Genomic DNA, 20,675 nt, shown 5'->3' on the forward strand with positions numbered 1-20,675 from the left:
AAGTAGAACATGTTATCGTTCCGGGCAATGGCACTGCTCCTTCAGGAGGTCTTCCGTGGGTGAACCGCACGCGCTGGTGACACAGGAGGGCCAGACCCTCGTCGTCACGATGAACCGGCCCGAGGCGCGCAACGCGATCACCGGCGAGATGATGTCGATCATGGTCGACGCCTGGGACCGCGTCGACGCCGACGACGGGATCCGCAGCTGCATCCTGACCGGCGCGGGCGGCGCGTTCTGCGCGGGCGCGGACCTGAAGTCGATGTCGAAGAACTCCCCCTCGGAGTCGTTCGCGTCGGGCAAGTTCGACCCTTCGCGCATCCCCGGGCTCCTGAAGGGCCGCCGGTTGACGAAACCCCTGATCGCGGCGGTCGAGGGGCCGGCGATCGCGGGCGGGACCGAGATCCTCCAGGGGACCGACATCCGAGTGGCGGGCGAGTCGGCTCGGTTCGGGGTGTCGGAGGCGCGGTGGGGGCTGTTCCCGATGGGCGGGTCGGCGGTGCGGCTGGTGCGCCAGATCCCGTACACGGTGGCCGCGGACATCCTGCTGACGGGCCGGCACATCACGGCTTCGGAAGCACTGGCGATCGGCTTGATCGGCCACGTCGTCCCCGACGGTTCGGCGCTCACGAAGGCCCTGGAGCTGGCTTCGCTGATCAACGCGAACGGGCCGCTGGCCGTGCGGGCCATCCTGCGGACGATCCGGGACACCGAGGGACTCCACGAGGAAGAGGCCTTCAAGCTGGACTCGCAGTACGGCATCGAGGTGTTCGCTTCCGAGGACGCCAAGGAGGGGCCGCGGGCCTTCTCGGAGAAGCGGAAGCCCGAGTTCCGCGGCCGCTAACCAGAACACGTTTCATTTGAACCGGACCAGCCCGCGGGGGAATCTTGCCGCCAGAACGAGAACATGTTTCACTCAAGGACGTGACCGAGACACCGCTTGCGGCACCGCTGAACGTCGGCTTCGACTACACCCGGTCGACCGGGCCCGTCCTCGGCCGGTTCGTCACCGCGCTGCGCGACCACCGCATCGAAGGCATCCGGGGCAGCGACGGCCGGGTGCACGTCCCGCCGGTCGAATACGACCCCGTGACCGCCGAACAGCTCAGCGAGTTCGTCCCGGTGGGCGAAGAGGGCACCGTCGTCTCCTGGTCCTGGTGCCCGCGGCCGCTGGACGGGCAGCCGCTGAACCGGCCGTTCGCCTGGGCGCTCGTGAAGCTCGACGGCTCCGACACCCCGATGCTGCACGCCGTCGACGCCGGCTCGCCGGAGAAGATCCACAGTGGACAGCGGGTCCGGGTGCGCTGGGCGGACGAGGTCGTCGGGCACATCCGCGACATCGCCTACTTCCTGCCGGTGGACGCCGAAGACACCACGCCCACCGAGCCCGCTCCCCCGGTCGCCGAGCGTGCGGAGGGGGCGCCGGTCAGCGTCGTCATCACGCCGGTGCACCTGAAGTACATGCACTCCGCCTCCCCCGAGGAGAGCACCTACCTGCGCGGGCTCGCCGAAGGGAAGATGATCGGCCAGCGGTGCCCCGCCTGCGCCAAGGTCTACATCCCGCCGCGCGGAGCCTGCCCGACCGACGGCGTGCCGACCACCGAAGAGGTCGAACTCCCCGACACCGGCATCGTCACCACGTTCTGCATCGTCAACGTCCCGTTCCTCGGGCAGCGACTCAAGCCGCCCTACGTCGCCGCGTACATCCTGCTCGACGGCGCCGACATCGCCTTCCTGCACCTCGTCCTCGGCTGCGCCGCCGAAGACGTCAAGATGGGCATGCGCGTGCGCGCCGCGTGGAAGCCGCGCGAAGAGTGGTGGACGTCGCTGGAGAACATCAGCCACTTCGAGCCGACCGGTGAGCCGGACGCGGCTTACGAAACCTTCGCCCACCACCTGTGAGGTCCTGATGCCAGACGTCGCGATCGCGGGCTTCGCGAAGGCCCCCAACGTCCGCGAAACGCCGGGTACCACCAATGGCGTGGAGATGCTCGTCCCGATCTTCGCCGAGGTCTTCGCGCAGACCGGCCTGTCCAAACAGGACATCGGGTTCTGGTGCTCCGGCTCGTCGGACTACCTGGCCGGGCGCGCGTTCTCCTTCATCGCCGCCGTCGACGCGATCGGCGCGTTCCCGCCGATCCACGAGTCGCACGTCGAGATGGACGCCGCCTGGGCGCTCTACGAAGCGTGGCTGAAGATCAAGATGGGCGAGGTCGAGACCGCGCTCGTCTACGGCTTCGGCAAGTCCAGCGCCGGGCAGCTGAGCCGGGTGCTGTCCCTGCAGCTCGATCCGTACGTCGTCGCCCCGCTGTGGCCGGACTCGGTTTCGATCGCCGGGATCCAGGCACGGCTCGGCCTGGAGGCCGGACTGTGGTCCGAAAAGGACCTCGCCGAGGTGGCCGCGCGCGGGACCGCCCACGATGTCGCGGAGCTCCTCGACACGCCGTACTACGCCGATCCGTTGCGCAAGCACGACATCGCGCCGATCACCGACGGCGCCGCCGTGGTTGTCCTGTCCACTGTGGAGCGTGCCAGGGAGATCGTCGAACGTCCGGCGGTGATCACCGGCATCGAGCACCGCGTCGACTCCCCCGTGCTCGGCGCCCGTGACCTGACGCGTTCGCCGTCCACCGAGGCGGCAGGCCAGGCGCTGGACCTCGACGGCGTCGACCTCGCCGAACTGCACGCGCCGTTCACGCACCAGGAGCTCATCCTGCGCACCGCGCTCGGGCTCGGCGACGGCGTGAAGATCAACCCTTCCGGCGGAGCACTGGCCGCGAACCCGATGTTCTCCGCCGGGCTCGCCCGGATCGGTGAAGCGGCGATCCGGATCCACAGCGGCGAATCCCGCAAGGCCGTGGCGCACGCGACGAGCGGGCCGGCCCTGCAACAGAACCTGGTGACCGTGCTGGAGGCCCGATGACCAAGCAGCTCACCGCCGTGCTCGGCACCGGCCAGACGCACCACCGCGCGAAGCGGCAGGACGTCTCGATGCCGGGCCTGCTGCGCGAGGCGATCGACCGCGCGATGACCGACGCCCAGGTGGAGTGGGCCGACATCGACGCCGTCGTCCTCGGCAAGGCTCCCGACCTGTTCGAGGGCGTCATGATGCCCGAACTGTTCCTCGCCGACTCCCTCGGCGCGACCGGGAAGCCGCTGCTGCGCGTGCACACCGCCGGGTCGGTGGGCGGCTCGACGGCGCTGGTGGCGGCGTCGCTCATCCAGTCGGGCGTGCACCGGCGCGTGCTCACCGTGGCCTACGAGAAGCAGTCCGAGTCGAACGCGATGTGGGGCCTGTCGATCCTGCCGCCGTTCCAGATGCCGGTCGGGGCCGGCGCGGGCGGCTACTTCGCGCCGCACGTGCGGTCCTACATCCGCCGTTCGGGCGCACCCGAGCACGTCGGGGCGATCGTCGCAGCGAAGGACCGGCGCAACGGGGCACTCAATCCGTTTGCGCACCTGCAGCAGCCGGACATCACCGTGGAGTCGGTGCGGGCGTCGCAGATGCTGTGGGACCCGATCCGCTACGACGAGACGTGCCCGTCGTCCGACGGCGCGTGCGCGATGGTGCTCGGCGACGAGGCCGCCGGGGACGCCGTCGAAGGCGGCGCGGCGTGGATCCACGCGACGGCGATGCGCACCGAGCCGACCACGTTCGCCGGCCGCGACCAGGTGAACCCGCGGGCCGGGCGCGAGGCCGCGGCCGCGCTGTGGGCCGAGGCCGGGATCACCGACCCGATGTCCGAAGTGGACGTCGCCGAGATCTACGTGCCGTTCTCGTGGTTCGAGCCGATGTGGCTGGAGAACCTGGGGTTCGCGCCCGAAGGCGAGGGCTGGAAGGTCACCGAGAAGGGCGAAACGGCGATCGGCGGGCGGCTGCCGTGCAACCCGTCCGGCGGGGTGCTGTCGTCCAACCCGATCGGCGCGTCCGGCATGCTCCGGTTCTCCGAAGCGGCGAAGCAGGTCATGGGCCGGGCCGGGGACTACCAGGTGGACGGCGCGCGCCGCGCGCTCGGCCACGCCTACGGCGGCGGCTCCCAGTACTTCTCGATGTGGCTGGTCGGCTCCGAAAAACCCGCCTGAAAGGGCACTTTCACGTGAAAGTGCCCCTGCCCCTGCCCCCAGGTGGGCACTTTCACGTGAAAGTGCCCACCTGGGGTCAGCGGCGGGAGCGGCGCCAGGCGAGGGCGAGCAGGGTGCCGAGGACGCCGGTGACCACGCCGACCGTGGCGGGCACCGCCATCGGCGGGTCCACCACGACCACCGGCTTCAGCACCACCGGCGCCGGCGGCTGGACCGGCTTCGGGGGCGCGTCCGAGCCGGTCGCCGTCCACGCCGTGACGTAGACGAGCAGCCGGGCGACGAGCGAGATGAAGAAGATGAGGCCGATGATCGAGCCGAACGCGATCCCGGTCGGCGAGTCGCCGATCAGCCGGAGGTAGAACCCGCCGAGCAGCTTCAGCGCCTCGAACCCGATGGCCAGGGCGACCGCGCCGCGGACCGCGCTGCGCACGCCGACCTTCTGCCGCGGCAGCCGGGTGAGCACCCAGAGGAACACCAGCCAGTCCGCCGCCAGCGACAACGGCACCGACGACGCCGAGACGAGCTGGTGCCCCCAGCTGGTGTCGTCGAGGCCGACCAACCTGAGCAGGTAGCTGCCGAGCGCGGTGCCGGAGATGGTGAGCGTGAACGACACCAGCAGCGCCGCGGTCAGGCCGAGCAGGGCGAGCAGGTCGCCCAGGATCAGCCGCAGCAGCGACTGGTCCGACCGGTTCTGCCCCCACAGCGCCGTCAGCGAGTCCCGCAGGGCGTTCATCCAGTTCCAGCCGGAGTAGAGGCCGATGGCCAGACCGAGCACCCCGACGCTGGTCCGCTGCTCGACGAAGCCGGTGAGCAGTTCGGTGGCCTTGTCGCCGAGCCCGCCGGGCAGCGTGCTGACGATCGCGTGCACCAGCGTGTCGAGCAGGTGCGGCTGGGTGGCCAGCACGAACCCGGCGACCGACGAGGCGACCATCAGCAACGGCACCAGCGACAGCAGGCTGAAGTAGGTGATCGAGGCGACGTAGTGGTAGCCGCCGGACTCGATGTAGCGGTTGGTCGCGCGGGCGAGGTGGTCCAGCCATCGGTACCGGGCGCGTGCCCGGGCCCAGAGGCTCGGCGCCGTGGGGGAACTCTTCACGAAGACTGTCTACCCAGCCGGGGCCCTCTTTGCGCAGGCAACACGCGGGGTCAGCCCAGAACGACCAGGCCGGACCCGTCGTCGACGGGCAGCGCGGCGTCGGTCGTGGCGAAGACGGTGCTGCCCAGGAAGTCGAGCTCGCCGCCGAGGGTGGCGAGGAAGGCGGTGTCGGCGGCGTCGCGGCCGGTCGAAATCCGGAGCATGGTCTGGCGCGGCGCGAGCCGGGTGGCGTCGAAGACGTACCAGTGCCCGTCGACCGCGGCTTCGAAGACGGCGTGGAAGTCCATCGGCGCGAGCCCGGGCGCGTAGACGCCGACGTACCGCGCGGGGATGTCGAGGAAGCGGCACAGCGTGACGCAGACGTGCGCGAAGTCCCGGCAGACGCCTTCGCCGGCCAGGAGGGTGTCGATCGCGTCGTCGGTCGGCCGGCTCGAACCGACCACATAGGACAGTCGCTCGTGGACGTGCCGGACGACGGCTTCGACTTGCCGGTGGCGGTTCTCGAGCCCGAGGAGTTCCGGCGGCACGAGCCCGGCGACGCGATCGGACGGGCAGTACCGGCTCGGCCGGGTGAACACGGCGACGTCGGCGAGCGTGACGGGTTCGGGTTCGGGGCCGGTCAGCACGCGCTCGGCGTGGTAGGTGACGCGGTGCTCGCCGGCGGGCAGGTCGAAGACCTCGGCCCGGGTGCCGTGCTCGAACTCGACGGATCGGCTGTCCCCGTGCCAGGACACGGTCAGCTCATCGGTGTCGGCGTGCGCGGCGGAGACCGAGATCGCCGCGGGGCCGGGTTCGGTGACGCGGATGGCGAACTCGACGTCCACCGTCGCTCGCGGGGCCATCACCCCATCATGTCATCCCCCGGCAGGATTGCCGGGTGGCCTGGCGCGAGGCCGCAGCGAGGCGGGGTGCCTCGCTGCGGCCGAACGCACCTGGGAACGCGTTGCCGGGTTCCTCAGCCGTAGTTCACCGGGTAGTGCTTGATGCCGTTCAGCCAGCTCGACCGCAGCCGCACCGGCGGCGCCGCCTCGGTGATGTTCGGCATCACGTCGGCGATGGCGTTGAAGATCAGGTCGATCTGCAGCCGGGCCAGGTTCGCCCCGATGCAGTAGTGCGACCCGGTGCCGCCGAAGCCGACGTGCGGGTTGTCCTCGCGGAGCACGTCGAACTTCTCCGGGTCCTGGAAGACCTCGTGGTCGAAGTTGGCGGAGCTGTAGAACATGCCGACGCGGTCGCCCTTGCGGATGTGCGCGCCGCCGAGCTCGGTGTCACGGGTGGCGGTGCGCTGGAAGGCGATCACCGGGGTGGCCCAGCGGACGATCTCGTCGGGCGCGGTCTTCGGCCGCAGGTCCTTGAAGGTCTCCCACTGGTCCGGGTGGTCCAGGAGCGCTTTCATGCCGTGGGTGATGGAGTTGCGCGTGGTCTCGTTGCCGGCGACGGCGAGCAGGATGACGAAGAAACCGAACTCGTCGGAGCCGAGTTCTTCGCCGTCGACGTCGGCCTGGATCAGCTTCGTGACGATGTCGTCCATCGGGCACTTGCGGCGGTCCTCGGCCATGTTCCACGCGTAGCCGATGAGCTGCGTGGACGCCTCGAGAGGCTCGACCTCGTACTCGGGGTCGTCGTAGGCGACCATCTGGTTGGACCAGTCGAAGATCTTGAGCCGGTCCTCCTGGGGGATGCCGATCAGCTCGGCGATCGCCTGCAGCGGCAGCTCGCACGCGACGTCGGTGACGAAGTCGCCGGTCCCCTTCTTGCGGGCCTCGGTGACGATCCGCTCCGCGCGGTCGCGGAGGGTGTCCTCGAGCTTGGAGATCGAGCGCGGGGTGAAGCCCTTCGACACGATCCGCCGCAGCTTGGTGTGCTGCGGGGCGTCCATGTTGAGCAGGACCAGGCGGTTCGCTTCGAGGTTGTCCTCGGTCATGTTCTCGTCGAAGCGGATGATGGCGGTCTTTTCCCGCGACGAGTACAGCGTGCTGTCGCGGGAGACCTCCTTGACGTCCGCGTGCCGCGAGACGACCCAGTACCCGTCGTCGCGGAAGCCCGCGGTGTTGTGCTTCTGGGGGTTCCACCACACCGGGGCAGTCCGCCGAAGTTCGGCGAACTCGGCGACGGGAAGTCGCTCTGCCAAGAGATCGGGATCGGTGAAGTCGAACCCGGCGGGGATGAGCGGAGCGGCCACGTTGCCTCCCACGGTTCGGCTTGGAACACGTTCTAGGTTGGATTGAAGCATACGGCGTTAACCAGCGGAAGACCGTAAGTGAAACCCGTTTACTTAACCGATGATGCCAGGTGAGCGTGCGCTCACCGCGCGAAGATCAAGAAGGGGTTAAGCCTGCGCAGACTTGCACAAAACGATAACTTGTTCTAGTTTTTGCGGTAGTGAACAGTGTTTCCCGACGAAAGGGACGAGCATGGGCGTGCCGGTCATCGTCGAAGCCGTGCGGACCCCGATCGGCAAGCGGAACGGGCTGCTGGCCGGCCTGCACGCGGCCGAGCTGCTGGGCGCCGCGCAGCTCGCCCTGCTGGACCGCGCCGGGATCGACCCGGCCCTCGTCGAACAGCTCATCGGCGGCTGCGTCACGCAGGCCGGCGAGCAGTCGAACAACGTCACGCGCACGGCGTGGCTGCACGCGGGTCTCCCCGAAACGGCGGGCGCGACGACGATCGACGCCCAGTGCGGCTCGGCGCAGCAGGCCACCCACCTGATCGCCGGCCTGATCGCGGCGGGCGCCATCGAAGCCGGCGTTTCGTGCGGCGTCGAGGCGATGAGCCGGGTGCCGCTGGGCACGAACCGCGCCGGCGCGTCCCCGCGGCCGTCGTCGTGGTCGATCGACCTGCCTAACCAGTACGGCGCGGCCGAGCGGATCGCGGTCCGCCGCGGGCTGACGCGGGACGACGTCGACGCGTTCGGCGCGGCGTCCCAGCAGAAGGCGGCGGCCGCCTGGGCGGCGGGCCACTTCGACCGCGAGGTGGTGCCGGTGAAGGCGCCGGTCCTCTCCGCTTCCGGCGATCCGACAGGGGAAACGCACCTGGTCACCCGCGACCAGGGCCTGCGCGAGACCACCGTCGAAGGCCTCGCCCGGCTCAAGCCGGTGGTCGAGGACGGCATCCACACGGCGGGCACGTCGTCCCAGATCTCCGACGGCGCGGCGGCCCTGCTCCTGCTGGACGCCGACCGCGCAACGGCGCTGGGGCTGCGTCCGCGGGCGCGGATCGTGGCGCAGGCACTGGTCGGCGCCGAGCCGTACTACCACCTGGACGGCCCGATCCGCGCGACGGAACGCGTGCTGTCCCGGGCCGGGATGACCGTGGGTGACGTGGACCTGTTCGAGGTCAACGAGGCGTTCGCTTCGGTCGCATTGTCCTGGCAGCAGGTGGTTTCGCCGGATCCGGCCCGGGTCAACGTCAACGGCGGTGCGATCGCCCTCGGCCACCCGGTGGGCAGCACGGGAGCGCGGTTGCTGACCACGGCGTTGCACGAGCTGGAGCGCCGGGACGCCTCGACGGCGCTGGTGACGATGTGTGCAGGCGGCGCGCTGGCCACCGCGTCGATCATCGAACGGCTCTAACCCGGCAGGTGGGCGTCCACCTCGATCTCGATCTTCATCCGCGGGTCCGCCAGGCCGCATTCCAGCATCGTCGCGGCCGGGCGGACGTCCGCGAACGCCTTGCGCAGCACCGGCCAACACGGCTCGAAGTCCTCGCGCGCGGGCAGCAGGTAGCGGACGCGGACCACGTCCGCGAACGTGCAGCCCGCCTCCGCCAGCGCCGCCTCGATGGTGCGCAGGCACTGGGCCGCCTGCTCGACGACGTCGTCGGAGATGGTCATCGTCGCGTAGTCGAAGCCGGTCGTGCCCGAGACGTACACGCGATCGCCGCGCACCACAGCGCGGGCATAACCGATCCGTTCCTCGAAGGTGGACCCGCTCAGGATCGCTCGCCGTTCCGTCATACCGCGCACATTAGCTTGCGGCCCTTGTGCTTCACTTCGATGCATGATCTCGGAAAGCCGTTGCCCGGTGGAGGACGGTGAGCTCCTCGTCCGCCGCGGCGGCGAGGGCCCGGCGCTGCTGCTGATCGCGGGCGGCACCGGATCGGGCGACGCGTACCGCGCGCTGGCGAAGCAGCTGTACGCGGACTACACCGTGATCACCTACGACCGCCGCGGCCACTTCGGCAGCACGGACACGACGACCGGCCCGGTCCCGGTTTCCCTGCAGGCGGACGACGCACTGGCGGTACTGGACCACGCGGCCGGCGGCCCGGCGCAGGTGTTCGGCTCGAGCGCGGGCGCCCTGATCGGCCTCGACCTCGTCGCCCGCCACCCGGACCGCGTGACGACGCTGATCGCGCACGAACCCCCGGCGGTCCACCTGATGCCGGACGCGGGCGGCTGGCTCGAAGCGGCGGCGGAACAGGTCCGGCTGGCCCGGTCCGGCGAGCTGATGGCCGCGGTGACGCGGTTCGCGGACGCGATCGCGGGCGCGGCGCTGCCGAACCTGCCGAACCTCCGCCTCCCCCACGAAGCCGACTGGATCCGGCTGTTCGACCGCGAGCTGACGGAGTTCTTCGACTACCTGCCGGATCTGCGGGCGCTGCGGAAGGCGGGCACGGAGATCTTCCCGGTGGCCGGCGAGGGCAGCCGGGGGCGGTACCACTACCAGCCGGCGAAGATCCTGGCTCTGGAGCTGGGGTTGCCGTTCACCGAGATGCCGGGAGCACACCTGGCGCCGCAGCGGAACCCGGCGAAGTTCGCCGCGGCGTTGAAGGACCTGCTGACTCCGGACGACACGCGTACTTAGACGGACGACACGCGTGCCTGGACGGACGACACGGCGTCAGACCACCCGGATGCCGTCCTTCCAGACCTCCCGGATGTTCGACGCCAGCGCCGGGAAGTCGTACGGATCCCCGGCCACCACCACGACGTCCGCCCGCAGGCCCGGCGCCAGCCGGCCCAGCTCGCCGTCCAGGCCCAGCAACCGCGCCGCCGAGGACGTCGTTGCCTCCAGGACGTCCCCCGGCGTCATTCCGCACGCCGCCATCAGGGCCAGTTCCTCGAGGTTCGTCCCGTGTGGGCCCACTCCGCTGTCCGTACCCATCGCGATCCGGACCCCGGCCGCGTACGCGCGGCGGACCGAGTCGCGGTGCGCCTCCACCACTTCGCGCGCCTTCGCCACCACCGCCGCCGGGAGGTCGACGCCCGCGTCGGCCGCGCGGACCACGTTGACCGGGGCGATCAGCGTCGGGACCAGCCAGGTTCCGTGGCCGAGCATCAGCTCGATCGCTTCGTCGTCCAGGTAGATCCCGTGCTCGATCGAGCGGGCGCCCGCGCGGATCGCGTTCTTGATGCCCGCCGCACCCTGGGCGTGCGCCATCACCGGGCGGCCCTGCATCGCCGCCTCCGTCACCAGGACGTCCAGTTCCTCCGGCGTGAACTGGGCGTGCCGCGGGTCGTCGCGCGGGGACAGCACGCCGCCGGTCGTGCACACCTTGAGCACGTCGGCGCCCGCGCGCAGCAGCTTCCTGGCCACCCGGCGCATCTCGTCGGGGCCGTCGACCGTGGTGTCCGGCCGGCCCGGGTGCGGGACCATCAGCGGGACGCACAGCCCCGACGGGTTCCACGCGTCGCCGTGGCCGCCGGTCGGGCTGATCAGGCCGATGGAGATCTGCAGCCGCGGGCCCGGGATCAGGCCGTCGTCCACCGCCTGCTTGATGCCGAGGTCCGCGCCCGCCGCGTCGCGGACCGTCGTGATGCCCAGCCCGAGCGTCGCCCACAGGTTCCGCGCGGCTTCGTAGAACTGGTAGGAGAACGGCTTCTGCACCCGCGCCAGCAGCCCGATGTCCGAGATCGTCACGTGCACGTGGCAGTCGAACAGCCCGGGCAGCAGCACCGTGCCGGTGCAGTCGACGCCCTCGTCGCCGTCGAGGTCCGTTCCGACGTCGACGATCCGGCCGTGCTCGACGACGACGTCGGCGGGCGCCGGGTCCGCGCCGGTGCCGTCGAAGACCGAGCCGCCGGTGAACACCGTGCGCGTCACGCCGCCTCCACGAGAGAATGAGTGTCCACAAAGGTCAGTCGGATGACCACGAGCTCGCCGGCGGATCCGGCCGGAGGATGCCGAGCACGGGGGCAAGAGTACCCGCCGGCACCGGAACGCACCCCCGCACGAGCGTCACCCCGCCAGGAGCCCGAGCCGGCGGACGGCGAGTTCGGCCAGCAGCGCGGCGCCGTCGCCGAGCACGCTGTCGTCGAACCGGGCGCGCGGCGAGTGGTTGTCCGGGGCGGTCGCCGGGTCCGTGGGACACGCGCCGAGGAAGAGGTACGCGCCGGGAACCCGTTCGAGGACACGGGAGAAGTCCTCCGAACCGGTGATCGGATCCGCCATCTCGGTGAAGCGCTCCTCACCGAAGACGTCGCGGATCGTGCCGGCCACGAAGTCGTAGGCGCCGGCGTCGTTGACCGTCGCGGGGTACTCGGGTTCGTAGGTGACTTCGATGTCGAGGCCGTGCGCCTGGGCGATGCCGCGGCAGACCCGCACCGCGCGCTCGCCGACCCGGGCCGCGACTTCCGGCGAGAACGACCGGAGCGTCGCCTCGAAGACCGCATCGTCCGGGATGATGTTGCGCCGGGTGCCGGCGTGGAACGAGCCGACGGTGATCACGACCGGGTCGAAGACGTCGAAGGTGCGCGTGACCATCGTCTGCAGGGCGGTCACCATCTCGCAGGCCGCCGGGATCGGGTCGCGGGCGTCGTGCGGGGACGAGCCGTGGCCGCCGTCGCCCAGCACGCGGACCTCGAGGGCGCCGGACGCCGCCATCAGCGTGCCGGGCCGGGTGACGAAGTGGCCCTTGGCGTAGCTGGCGGCCGAGACGTGCAGGCCGTACGCGGCGTCGACCTGCTTGCCCGACGCGGTCAGCACGCCTTCGTCGATCATGTGGCCGGCGCCGTCCCAGCCCTCTTCGCCGGGCTGGAACATGAACACGACGTCGCCGGGGAGGTCTGTGCGGGCGGCGAGCAGGCGGGCCGCGCCGACCAGGCCGGCCGTGTGGAGGTCGTGGCCGCAGGCGTGCATGGCGCCGTCGAGGGTCGAGGTGAACTCCTCCCCGCTGGCCTCGGTGACCGGGAGCGCGTCCATGTCGCCGCGCAGGAGGACGGTGCCGCCGGGCCGGGCGCCGCGGAGGACGGCGGTGATCGACGACAGGTTCTTGCCGAGGGTGATTTCGAGCGGCAGGCCGTCGAGGGCGGCGAGGACCCGTTCCTGGGTGCGCGGCAGGTGGAGGCCGATCTCGGGGATGCGGTGCAGGTCGCGGCGCAGGGCGACCAGGTCGTCGAGCAGGGCGGCGGCGTCCGAGCGCAGGGTCATGTGCCGATCATGCGAGAGTCGAGCACAATGGACGCGGAAAATCGACAAAACCACCGTTTTGAGGGCTGATGAGCGAAGAAACCGCCATGCTGGCCGAGCAGGACCTCAAACTGGCCGACGCGCTCCAGGCGGCGCCGCGGGCGTCGTGGTCGACGCTCGGGGACGCGCTCGGCCTGAGCGCGGTGACCGTCGCCCGCCGCTGGGACGCACTGGTGGAGCGCGGCGACGCCTGGCTCACCGCGTACGCCGGCGGGGAACTGATCGAGCAACTGGTGCTGGCCTTCGTCACCATCGACTGCGAGCCCGGAGCGGCGTTTTCCGTCGCTGCCGCGCTGGCGGCGGACGTGCACGTGGCGACCGTCGAGTACGTGGCGGGGCCGGGTGATCTGCTCGCCCACGTCGTCGCGCCGTCGGTGCGGGAACTGGGGGCGCACGTGGCGGGCCGGGTGGCGGCGGTGCCCGGCGTGACGCGGCTGCGGACGACGTTGTCCCCGCGGATCTTCACCGAGGGCAGCCGCTGGCGGGTGCGGGCGATCTCGCCGGGTCAGCGGGAGGCGTTGGCCGCGAAGCCGGCTCGCCAGCGCGCGCCACTGCGGTTCGACGCGGCCGACCGGGCGCTGATCCTGGCGTTGGGCGCGGACGCCCGGGCCTCGGCGGCGACGCTGGCGGGCTCGCTCGGCGTCGGGGCGACCACCGTGCGCCGTCGCCTGGACGGGCTGCTCGGCCGCGGCGCGATCCGGGTCCGCTGCGAGATCGCGCGGTCGGTGTCGCCCGCGCCGGTCACGGTGACGCTGTGGCTGCGGGTCCCGCCGGACAAGCTGGAGACGACGGCCCGGTCGCTGGCGATGGTGCCGGAGGTCCGGATGTGCGCGGCGCTGACCGGGGCGGCGAACCTGATGCTGGTGCTGTGGCTGCCTTCGTCGCACGACGTGCTCGCGGTGGAGGCTCGGCTGGCGGCGAAGCTGCCGTGGCTGGAGGTTGTCGACCGGGCGGTGACGCTGCGGAGTGTCAAGCTGATGGGCCGGTTGCTCGACTTCGCGGGCCGCGGGACGGGCCGGGTGCCACTGGACTTCTGGGCCGCGGTCCCCGTGCCGGAGCACGGGGACCGCAGCGTTCACCGGTCCGGGGAATGAGGGGGGTGAGGTGGAGGGAAGCATTCCCCGGGACCGGAGTTCATGGGAAGCCGCGAAGTGGCCCGGACCGGACCGGTGACCGAGGGGCGGCCACCGGCCGGGGATTTCGGGCGGGGTTCGCGTGGTCGGAGACGGAAGTCGCGTGACTGGGGGCGGAAGTCGCGTGATCAGCCACGGATCTCGCGTGATCGAGGACGGATCTCGTGTGCTGGGAGTGATTTTCGCGTGCTTGAGGGGGCATCTCGCGTGATTGCAGAGGCATCTCGCGTGATTGGAGAGGCATCACGCGTGATTGGGGGTCGGGTGGGTGGGGAAGGGTTCCGGCGCGGTGGACGGGGGGGTGAGGTGGAGGGAAGCGTCCACCGGGCCGGAACTCGCGGGCGGGAGTGACTCCCGCTTTCTCCTCCTTCGCTGATCCGGCTGGCCGGATCGGTGGTGAGGTATCCCGGCCCGGCGGACAGGGGGGTGAGGTGGAGGGAAGCGTCCACCGGACCGGGGCTCGGGGAGCGGAACCGAAGTTCCACGGTGGGTGCGGGAGGGAGTCCCGCGGTTTTCTCGGGGTGAAGCAAACCGGCCCGGTGGACTGGGGGGGTGAGGTGGAGGGAAGCGTCCACCGGACCGGGGTTCTCGGTGCGGGAGGGAGTCCCGCGGTTTTCGGGGTGGTGCAACCGGCCCGGCGGACGGGGGGGGTGAGGTGGAGGGAAGTGTCCGCCGGGCCGGGGATCGGGGAGCGGGTCAGTACCCGCTGGGGGATTGCGCGATGGCCTGCCGGACCGGCGGCCTGACGGCCGGGTCGGCCTTGCAGCCGTTGGGCTCCAGGGCGTACCACGTGCCGCCCGCGCCGTGGCCGCCGGCCACTCCGGGCTCGCCGTCCGCGGCGTAGGTGTACGCCGGCCAGCCGCCGACCGTCACCTGGGCCGTGCCGTCCGCTCGGCGGATGCGGCCGACCAGGCCGGGGTCGATGCCGTCGGCGACCGTGATGCGGCCGTCCGCCGGTACCGGTGGCCACTTCTGCGCGCAGGATCCGTCGCAAGTGGACTTTCCGGAACCCTTGCGGTCCGGGGTGAAGAGGTAGAGCGTGCGGCCGTCCGCGTCCGTGAGGACGGGCCCGAGGCCGTCGATCCGCGTGGTGCCGAGGGTGGGCGGCTCGGTGCCCGCCTTCTCCCCCGCCGGCGTGATCGCCGCCCAGTCCGCGCTGACCTCCCGGCCGAGCGCGACGCCCGGCCCGGTGTCCTTCGCGTACCGGTAGACCGGCCAGCCGTCGATCGTCACCTGCTTGCGGCCGTCGGGCCGGGCGACCTGGCCGACCAGCCTGCTGTCGACGCCGGCGGCCACCGCCGGGGCGTCGGACACCAGGGGTGGCCACGTCGTCGCGCAGGGACCGGCGCAGGTCGCCTTCGACGGGGTGGCCGCGTCTTTCGCGAACCGGTAGAGCGTGTGCCCTTCGGCGTCGGCCAGTACCGTGCCCAGACCATCCACAGTGGACGAGATCAGCTGGGCCGCGGCGCCGGCCGGGACCGCGCTCACCGGCTGCTGCTGTGCCCCGAGCACCACCGGCTGGACGGCTCCGGACGTGGCGTACGGGTTGGTCCCGCAGGCCGCGACCAGCGCGAGTCCGGCGACGGCGATCGGTGCGGCAACAGCCGGGCGAGCACGGTTCATCGGAAATTCTCCTTCCCGCTTTCGAAGTGACCGGGTGACGTTATTCGGCGCAGGCCTTGCCGGAGTTGATGCAGTTGACCAGGCGGCCCATGATCTGCTTGCTCATCACGTTCGCGAAGTCGTCGTGGTCGGACTTCGGGTTGTGCTCTTCCTGGGCGAAGGCGTCCACTTTGTACTGCTTGTTCTGCTGGACGTCCTGCGGGACGTCGTACACCAGGGTCACCTGCAGCTGGGGCACGTTCTTGAAGCCCTGGGGGCACTTGCCCTGCTGGTCGGAGAACACGATGTGGCTGCGGTGGTCCGCGCTGTCGGTGTTCTTGCCGTCCCAGCAGTTCGGGAACGCGTGGATCCGCTCCACCTTGCTGCCCTGCGGGCAGATCGGGTACTTGTCGGTCAGCCGGTCCTCGAACCCGGTGCAGGTCCAGCTGGGCCGGGCGTTCTTCGGGCCGTTGGTGCTCTGCTTGGCGTCACCGTAGAGGATCTTCAGGCCGAGCGGCATCGCGACGACGTTCTGCGCGCCGCCGCCGATGAACTTCAGGGTCGCGGACTCCGGCTCGATGATCTCGCCGTCGTTGTCGCCGACCTCTTCGTTCGCGCCCTGCGGGCCGCCGAGCTCTTCCGCCTGAGCCTGGTCCTTGTTCTGGTCCTGCTGGGCCTGGTCCTGGTTCTGCTGATTCTGGTTCTGCTGCTGGTTCTTGTTCTGGCCGTTCTGGTTCTGCTGGTTCTTGTTCTGGTCCTGCTGGTTGTTCTGCTGGTTGTTCTGCTGCTGCTTCTGCTGCTGCTGGTTCTTCTGGTTCTGGTTCTGGTTCTGCTGACCGTCGTTCTGGTCGCCCTGCTGCTGGGCGCTCAGCCCGGCCTGGCCACCGCCCTGGCGCTTGCGCTCGCGCTGGTTCTGGGCCTGCGCGTCTTTGGCGTCCTGCGCGCTCTTGTCCTGCTGGACGTCGCCGGTCTTGCCCTTCTGCTGCTGCTGGGCCTTCTGGTTCTTGCTCTTGTCGGCCGCCGCGTCTTCGCGGTCGACGCGGATCACCGGCCAGAAGTACGCCGACTGGTCACCGTTCTTACAGGTGGTGTCGCCGGCGAGCAGGCTCTTGAGGCTGGAATCGGCGTCGGTCGTCACGTTGCCGACGTAGTCGTGCAGGTGCTGGGCACCGTTCTTGATCCCGGGCTGGGCGATGAAGTTGTCCGGGTTGTGGTGCGAGCCGTCCGCGTTCGTTCCACAGTCGACGGTGAAGGAACCCTTGGCACCCTTCTGCTTCAAAGCCGCGTTCACGTTGGTGCCGGCCGCGACCTTGGTGATGTCGATGAAGAACGACGGGTCCGCGGGGTCCGCGCTGGCTTCGCCCGTGCGGCCCGTCGTGACCGCGACGGCGAGTGCGCCGACGGCGATCGCCAGGCCGATCGCACCCATGGCGATCTTGGTTCGGCGGGCAACACGGTGCTTGCCCGTCACGGGGGGCCGAGAATTCCGGGCCATAGACTAGTTCACCTCGTTCGTTATTCCGGGCGCGCACCGAACGGCGCGGCAGCCCGGGCAAGAACTACCGTTGATTGAGCTTGAGATCGCACGGAACCCGGTCGGGGGATGCTTGCGGTTCCGGCTGTCGGGATGCATCGGGGGATGCATTGGGGGATACGGACATGAGCGCCCCGAGGTTCAAAAGCGACCGGTCCGTTATCTGTTCGTTATCTACGAGAACGCAACCGGGCAGCATTGACCCAGGTCACAGCGTTTTGTCGAAAGAAAGAGATTCAGCGCTGAACGACGACGAGGACCGTGCCGTCCTCGCCGCGCACCTCGAACCGGCCGATCTGGTCCATCGCCAGGGAGACCGAACCCTGCAGTCGCAACGGTTCGGGCGAGCCCGGGATACCGAATCCCTTGGGCGGCACCGACCAGCTGGCGACGACGCGCTCGGCACCGGTCGCCGGGACGGCGACCAGCTGGCACTTCACCGGCCCGACGATCCCGCGCAGCTCGAGCTCGACGCGGCTGCCCCACTCCACCGGCGAAACGGTGACCAGGGCGCTGACGGCGGACCCGCCGCTGCCGCGGCCGTAGGTCTGGCCGCCGCCGGGCTGCCCCTGGGCGCCCGCGGGCGGTGCGGTGGACGTCGCCGGGACGCTCGTCGCCGGCGGCTGCTTGTTGCCGGTGGCGGCGAGCGAAGCGGGCGGGACGGCGTCGGCCGGCCGGACCGCGAGGGTCACCAGCGGGCCGGCGATCACGGCCGCCGCGGCCGCGGCCCCGGCGAGGATGCCGATCCGGCGACGGCGGCGGCGTTTGACGGCGGCCTCTTCCATGAGGCCGCGCAGCACCCGGGGGCCGGGCGAGAGGGTGCGCGGGCCGGGCGCGGGCATCGGGGGCTCCGGCCAGCTGCGCTTCACCAGGTCGAGGACGTCCGGCAGCTGGTAGAGCTCGATCAGGTCGAGCTGGCAGTGCGGGCAGTTCATCAGGTGGGCTTCGAACTGGGTGTTCTCGGCTTCGCTGAGGACGCCGAGCACGTAGGCGGCAACGTCGGTGTGTGAGGATCCGGCCACGCTCAGTTCACCCCCGCTCGCGCAAGGCCCGGCGCAGCGCGCGGACGGCATGGTGGATGCGGGACTTCACGGTGCCCGGGGGCACGCCGAGGGTCGCCGCGACCTCGTTCACGGTCCGATCGCGCAGGTAGGTCTGCTGGATGGCCTCCCGCTGCTCGGGCGAAAGGCCCTGCAGCGCCTCGTAAACGATCATCGCGGCGAGCGTCCGGTCCGATTCGTCGGACACCGCGATCGCGTCGGATTCGATCTCCTCGATCTCCTGGGGCCGGGCACTGCGGCTGCGCCAGCCGTCGATGACGATACGCCGGGCCACCGTGAACAACCAGGCACGCAGCATCTCAGGCTGGCGGTCGAGCTTGTCCGCGTTCCGCCACGCCTTGATCAGGGTCTCCTGCACGACGTCCTCGGCCCACTGCCGGTCGTGGCCGGTCAGCCGCAGAGCGAACGCCATGAGGGACCCGCCGAACTCCTGGTAAAGCGCCTTCGCCAGATCGTCATGGCCGCCGTCGGGCTCGACGACGGCTTCCTGATCACCGACGGATCTCAGCGCTCGGGTGTGCCGTCCCACGCGGGACATCCTGGTGGGCCGGACGGGCTACGTCCAGTACTTCCGGCCTGCAAACTGGGGGCAAAACTTTTTTGAACCGTTTCCGGACCGTGTCCGTATCCCCTACCGAAGACCCCCGACCAGTGCGTTGTCCCCCGCAACGCTCCGCATCCACTCCGGACCGAAAGTCCACTGTGGATCTTTCGCGCCCTTTTCCGTTGCACTACCGGCAACAGCGCGTAGTCATGCCCCACGGAGGAGCAGTGATCCGCATTCCCCGCCCGGTGGTCCCCGCCGCCGTGTGCCTCACCGCACTCGCCCTGCTCACCGCTTGTACCGCCGGCGCCGCCACCACCTCGGGTGGCGGTTACGCTGCCGGCGGCGCCGGGATGCAGATGCCCGGCATGCAGCAAGGACAGGTTGTCCTGCCGATGCCGCAGGGCATCACCGCCGACCCGAACAACCCGGCGAAGAGCCAGCTCCGGGCCGCCAAGACGTTCGACCTCGGACTCCTGCTCGTCGACGGGACCGGGTACACGATCTACCGGTATGACCGGGACACCCCCCGGCCCTCGCGGTCGAACTGCACGGACGCGTGCGCGGCCAAGTGGATCCCGGTCAAGCCCGGCAACCTGGGCCCGATCGACGTCGACCAGTCGCTGATCGGGCAGATCACCCGCGACGACGGCAGCACGCAGCAGACCCTCGCCGGCTGGCCGCTCTACCACTTCACCGGCGACCAGGAACCGGCCGACACCTCCGGCCAGGGCCTCGACCAGGCGTGGTACCCGATCGCGCCGGACGGCAAGAAGATCACGCTCACCCAGGACGAGTGGAGGCAAAATGCGTTCGGCGTCTGAGCTCGCCGGGTTCGACTTCGAGCCCCTGTCCGTCCTCGAGCGTTCCCGGCCGCTGGTCCGGATCCTGTTCGTCGTGGCCCTGGTGCTGGCGCTGCTCGCGCCGGGCTCGGCCTCCCTCGCCCAGACCACCGCGATTTCCGACACCGACGCCGTGCTGCTGACCAAGGTCCGCCAGGCCGGTCTGTGGGAGATGCCGTCGGGCATGATGGCGATGGAGAAGGGCAGCCCGATCGTCCAGAAGGTCGGCTTCGCGATCATGATGGACCACGGCCGCCTCGACGTGGCGACCCGTGCCCTCTCGCAGAAGCTGAACTCGCCGGTCCCCGACCAGCCGTCGGAGGAACAGCGCGGCTGGCTCGCCGAAGAGATGGCCGCCTCCCCCGGCCCGGAGTTCGACCGCGTCTTCGCCAACCGCCTGCGGGCGGCGCACGGCGCGGTGTTCAACGTCCTGGCGCAGCTGCGGGCCGGTACCCGCAACGACGACGTGCGGGCCTTCGCGACGGTCGGCAACCAGGCGGTGATGCGGCACATGACGATGCTCGAGAGCACCGGGATGGTCGACTACACCGCGCTGCCCGCCCCGTCCGTCTCCACGACCGCGGCGCCCACCGGGATCCAGCTCGGCCTCGACCCGTCCCAGATCGCCGTGGTGGCAGCGTTGTTCCTGCTGCTCGGTGGCGGCTTCTTCTACGTGCTGCGCCAGGTGAAGAGCAACCGCAGCCGTGGCCGGGCGGCGGCTCGGCCGGCCACCGCGAGAGCCGGGGGTACCCGTGGTTGAGACCTGGCACGACGCGACGATCTTCCTCACCCAGCAGTTCCAGCCGAAGACCGACCCCGCGGCCCGCAACCTCGCGGCCTTCGCCGCCCGGACGTCCTACGCGGCGACGATGCTGACGCTCACCTGGGGCGTGCTCACCGCGACCGGCTGGATCCGCTCGGTCACCGGCCGGAAGGGCCTGCGCAGCACGCACATGGTGCTGGCCACCGCGACGATCATCTTCGGCCTCATCCACGCACTGGGCTTCACGTACCTGACGGTTCAGCCGTACAGCTTCGGCTACATGTTCATCCCGTTCGGCTCCGGGCAGGAGGGGCGCCACATTGCCGGCATCGTCGGCTTCGAGGTCATGTTCGCCATCTTCCTCACCGCGGGCCTGCAGCGCTTCACCTCCTACCGGCGCTGGCTGTGGCTGCACCGCTGCGCGTACCCGGCGGTGGCGCTCATCGCGATCCACTCCTGGTTCGGCGCCATCGCGAACGGACACCTCTCGGTCACCTGGCTGGGCGGCATCACGCTGCTCGTCCCGGCCGTGACGGTGTCGATGCTGCGGTTCATGCCGGCTCGCACCCTGGAACGCATCGGACTCGTGGAAGAGCAGGTGGCTTGAC

20 protein-coding genes are annotated in these 20,675 nt (G+C 70.5%); 10 read left to right on the forward strand and 10 right to left on the reverse strand.

The features are described 5' to 3' along the window. The first annotated feature begins 55 nt into the window (after positions 1-55). The 4 genes from ACLJQF_RS20445 (at position 56) to ACLJQF_RS20460 (ending at position 4,083) form a co-directional block, all read left to right on the forward strand. Positions 56-844 carry a crotonase/enoyl-CoA hydratase family protein gene (locus ACLJQF_RS20445; RefSeq protein WP_410610735.1) on the forward strand — a complete coding sequence of 263 codons (789 nt, stop codon included), beginning with the start codon at positions 56-58 and terminating at the stop codon, positions 842-844. 80 nt (positions 845-924) lie between these two features. After that, complete coding sequence (locus tag ACLJQF_RS20450; protein ID WP_410610737.1) at positions 925-1,902, forward strand: Zn-ribbon domain-containing OB-fold protein; 978 nt, start codon at positions 925-927, stop codon at positions 1,900-1,902. A gap of 7 nt (positions 1,903-1,909) precedes the next feature. Beyond that, positions 1,910-2,923, forward strand: coding sequence for a thiolase domain-containing protein (locus ACLJQF_RS20455; protein WP_410610738.1), 1,014 nt, complete (start codon positions 1,910-1,912; stop codon positions 2,921-2,923). Next, positions 2,920-4,083 carry a thiolase domain-containing protein gene (locus ACLJQF_RS20460; RefSeq protein ID WP_020645032.1) on the forward strand — a complete coding sequence of 388 codons (1,164 nt, stop codon included), beginning with the start codon at positions 2,920-2,922 and terminating at the stop codon, positions 4,081-4,083. The genes ACLJQF_RS20455 and ACLJQF_RS20460 overlap by 4 nt, the downstream gene beginning before the upstream one ends. Before the next feature lie 76 nt (positions 4,084-4,159). Here the strand turns inward: ACLJQF_RS20460 and ACLJQF_RS20465 are convergent, their stop codons facing one another. The 3 genes from ACLJQF_RS20465 to ACLJQF_RS20475 all read right to left on the reverse strand — a co-directional run bounded on the left by ACLJQF_RS20465 (position 4,160) and on the right by ACLJQF_RS20475 (position 7,361). After that, positions 4,160-5,179, reverse strand: coding sequence for a YhjD/YihY/BrkB family envelope integrity protein (locus tag ACLJQF_RS20465; protein WP_410610740.1), 1,020 nt, complete (start codon positions 5,177-5,179; stop codon positions 4,160-4,162). A gap of 50 nt (positions 5,180-5,229) precedes the next feature. Beyond that, positions 5,230-6,021 (reverse strand): transglutaminase-like domain-containing protein, encoded by a 792-nt coding sequence (locus ACLJQF_RS20470; RefSeq protein WP_410610742.1) that lies wholly within the window; start codon positions 6,019-6,021, stop codon positions 5,230-5,232. Between the two features lie 113 nt (positions 6,022-6,134). After that, a complete protein-coding gene (locus ACLJQF_RS20475; RefSeq protein WP_410610743.1) occupies positions 6,135-7,361 on the reverse strand; it encodes a cytochrome P450 in 1,227 nt (408 codons plus the stop codon). A gap of 232 nt (positions 7,362-7,593) precedes the next feature. On the opposite strand from ACLJQF_RS20475, the gene ACLJQF_RS20480 reads away from it, so the two are divergent. Then, complete coding sequence (locus ACLJQF_RS20480; RefSeq protein WP_410610745.1) at positions 7,594-8,751, forward strand: steroid 3-ketoacyl-CoA thiolase; 1,158 nt, start codon at positions 7,594-7,596, stop codon at positions 8,749-8,751. Here ACLJQF_RS20480 and ACLJQF_RS20485 read toward each other — a convergent pair. Further along, a complete protein-coding gene (locus tag ACLJQF_RS20485) occupies positions 8,748-9,134 on the reverse strand; it encodes a RidA family protein (protein WP_410610747.1) in 387 nt (128 codons plus the stop codon). The two genes, ACLJQF_RS20480 and ACLJQF_RS20485, sit on opposite strands and share 4 nt — an antisense overlap. Positions 9,135-9,177: 43 nt before the next feature. On the opposite strand from ACLJQF_RS20485, the gene ACLJQF_RS20490 reads away from it, so the two are divergent. Then, positions 9,178-9,984, forward strand: coding sequence for an alpha/beta fold hydrolase (locus tag ACLJQF_RS20490; protein WP_410610748.1), 807 nt, complete (start codon positions 9,178-9,180; stop codon positions 9,982-9,984). 36 nt (positions 9,985-10,020) lie between these two features. Here the strand turns inward: ACLJQF_RS20490 and ACLJQF_RS20495 are convergent, their stop codons facing one another. After that, positions 10,021-11,223, reverse strand: a complete 1,203-nt coding sequence (locus ACLJQF_RS20495; RefSeq protein ID WP_410610749.1) for an amidohydrolase family protein — start codon at positions 11,221-11,223, stop codon at positions 10,021-10,023. Positions 11,224-11,358: 135 nt separating this feature from the next. Further along, complete coding sequence (locus ACLJQF_RS20500; protein ID WP_410610750.1) at positions 11,359-12,549, reverse strand: M20 metallopeptidase family protein; 1,191 nt, start codon at positions 12,547-12,549, stop codon at positions 11,359-11,361. A gap of 68 nt (positions 12,550-12,617) precedes the next feature. On the opposite strand from ACLJQF_RS20500, the gene ACLJQF_RS20505 reads away from it, so the two are divergent. Beyond that, entirely contained in the window at positions 12,618-13,682 is a 1,065-nt protein-coding gene (locus ACLJQF_RS20505; protein ID WP_410610751.1) for an Lrp/AsnC family transcriptional regulator, read from the forward strand. A gap of 735 nt (positions 13,683-14,417) precedes the next feature. Here the strand turns inward: ACLJQF_RS20505 and ACLJQF_RS20510 are convergent. From ACLJQF_RS20510 to ACLJQF_RS20525, 4 genes are all read right to left on the reverse strand, one after another. Next, positions 14,418-15,344 carry an SCO0930 family lipoprotein gene (locus tag ACLJQF_RS20510; protein WP_410610753.1) on the reverse strand — a complete coding sequence of 309 codons (927 nt, stop codon included), beginning with the start codon at positions 15,342-15,344 and terminating at the stop codon, positions 14,418-14,420. A 40-nt stretch (positions 15,345-15,384) separates the two neighbouring features. Then, the gene (locus tag ACLJQF_RS20515; RefSeq protein ID WP_410610755.1) at positions 15,385-16,818 is read right to left on the reverse strand and encodes a DUF1996 domain-containing protein; all 1,434 of its coding nucleotides are present in this window, start codon (positions 16,816-16,818) and stop codon (positions 15,385-15,387) included. Between the two features lie 275 nt (positions 16,819-17,093). Continuing rightward, a complete protein-coding gene (locus ACLJQF_RS20520; RefSeq protein ID WP_410610756.1) occupies positions 17,094-17,879 on the reverse strand; it encodes a zf-HC2 domain-containing protein in 786 nt (261 codons plus the stop codon). 7 nt (positions 17,880-17,886) lie between these two features. After that, positions 17,887-18,447 (reverse strand): sigma-70 family RNA polymerase sigma factor, encoded by a 561-nt coding sequence (locus ACLJQF_RS20525; RefSeq protein ID WP_176176041.1) that lies wholly within the window; start codon positions 18,445-18,447, stop codon positions 17,887-17,889. Between the two features lie 242 nt (positions 18,448-18,689). Here ACLJQF_RS20525 and ACLJQF_RS20530 point away from each other — a divergent pair, with 242 nt between their 5' ends. From ACLJQF_RS20530 to ACLJQF_RS20540, 3 genes are read left to right on the forward strand one after another with little or no spacing between them, the layout of a single operon-like run. Beyond that, positions 18,690-19,286 (forward strand): hypothetical protein, encoded by a 597-nt coding sequence (locus ACLJQF_RS20530; RefSeq protein WP_410610757.1) that lies wholly within the window; start codon positions 18,690-18,692, stop codon positions 19,284-19,286. Beyond that, entirely contained in the window at positions 19,270-20,064 is a 795-nt protein-coding gene (locus ACLJQF_RS20535; protein WP_410610758.1) for a DUF4142 domain-containing protein, read from the forward strand. Before ACLJQF_RS20530 ends, ACLJQF_RS20535 begins: the two co-directional genes overlap by 17 nt. Then, positions 20,057-20,674, forward strand: coding sequence for a ferric reductase-like transmembrane domain-containing protein (locus tag ACLJQF_RS20540; protein ID WP_410610759.1), 618 nt, complete (start codon positions 20,057-20,059; stop codon positions 20,672-20,674). The genes ACLJQF_RS20535 and ACLJQF_RS20540 overlap by 8 nt, the downstream gene beginning before the upstream one ends. Position 20,675 lies beyond the last annotated feature (1 nt).

The sequence above is a fragment of the Amycolatopsis sp. lyj-109 genome (genome assembly GCF_046548995.1).
Lineage (GTDB): Bacteria > Actinomycetota > Actinomycetes > Mycobacteriales > Pseudonocardiaceae > Amycolatopsis.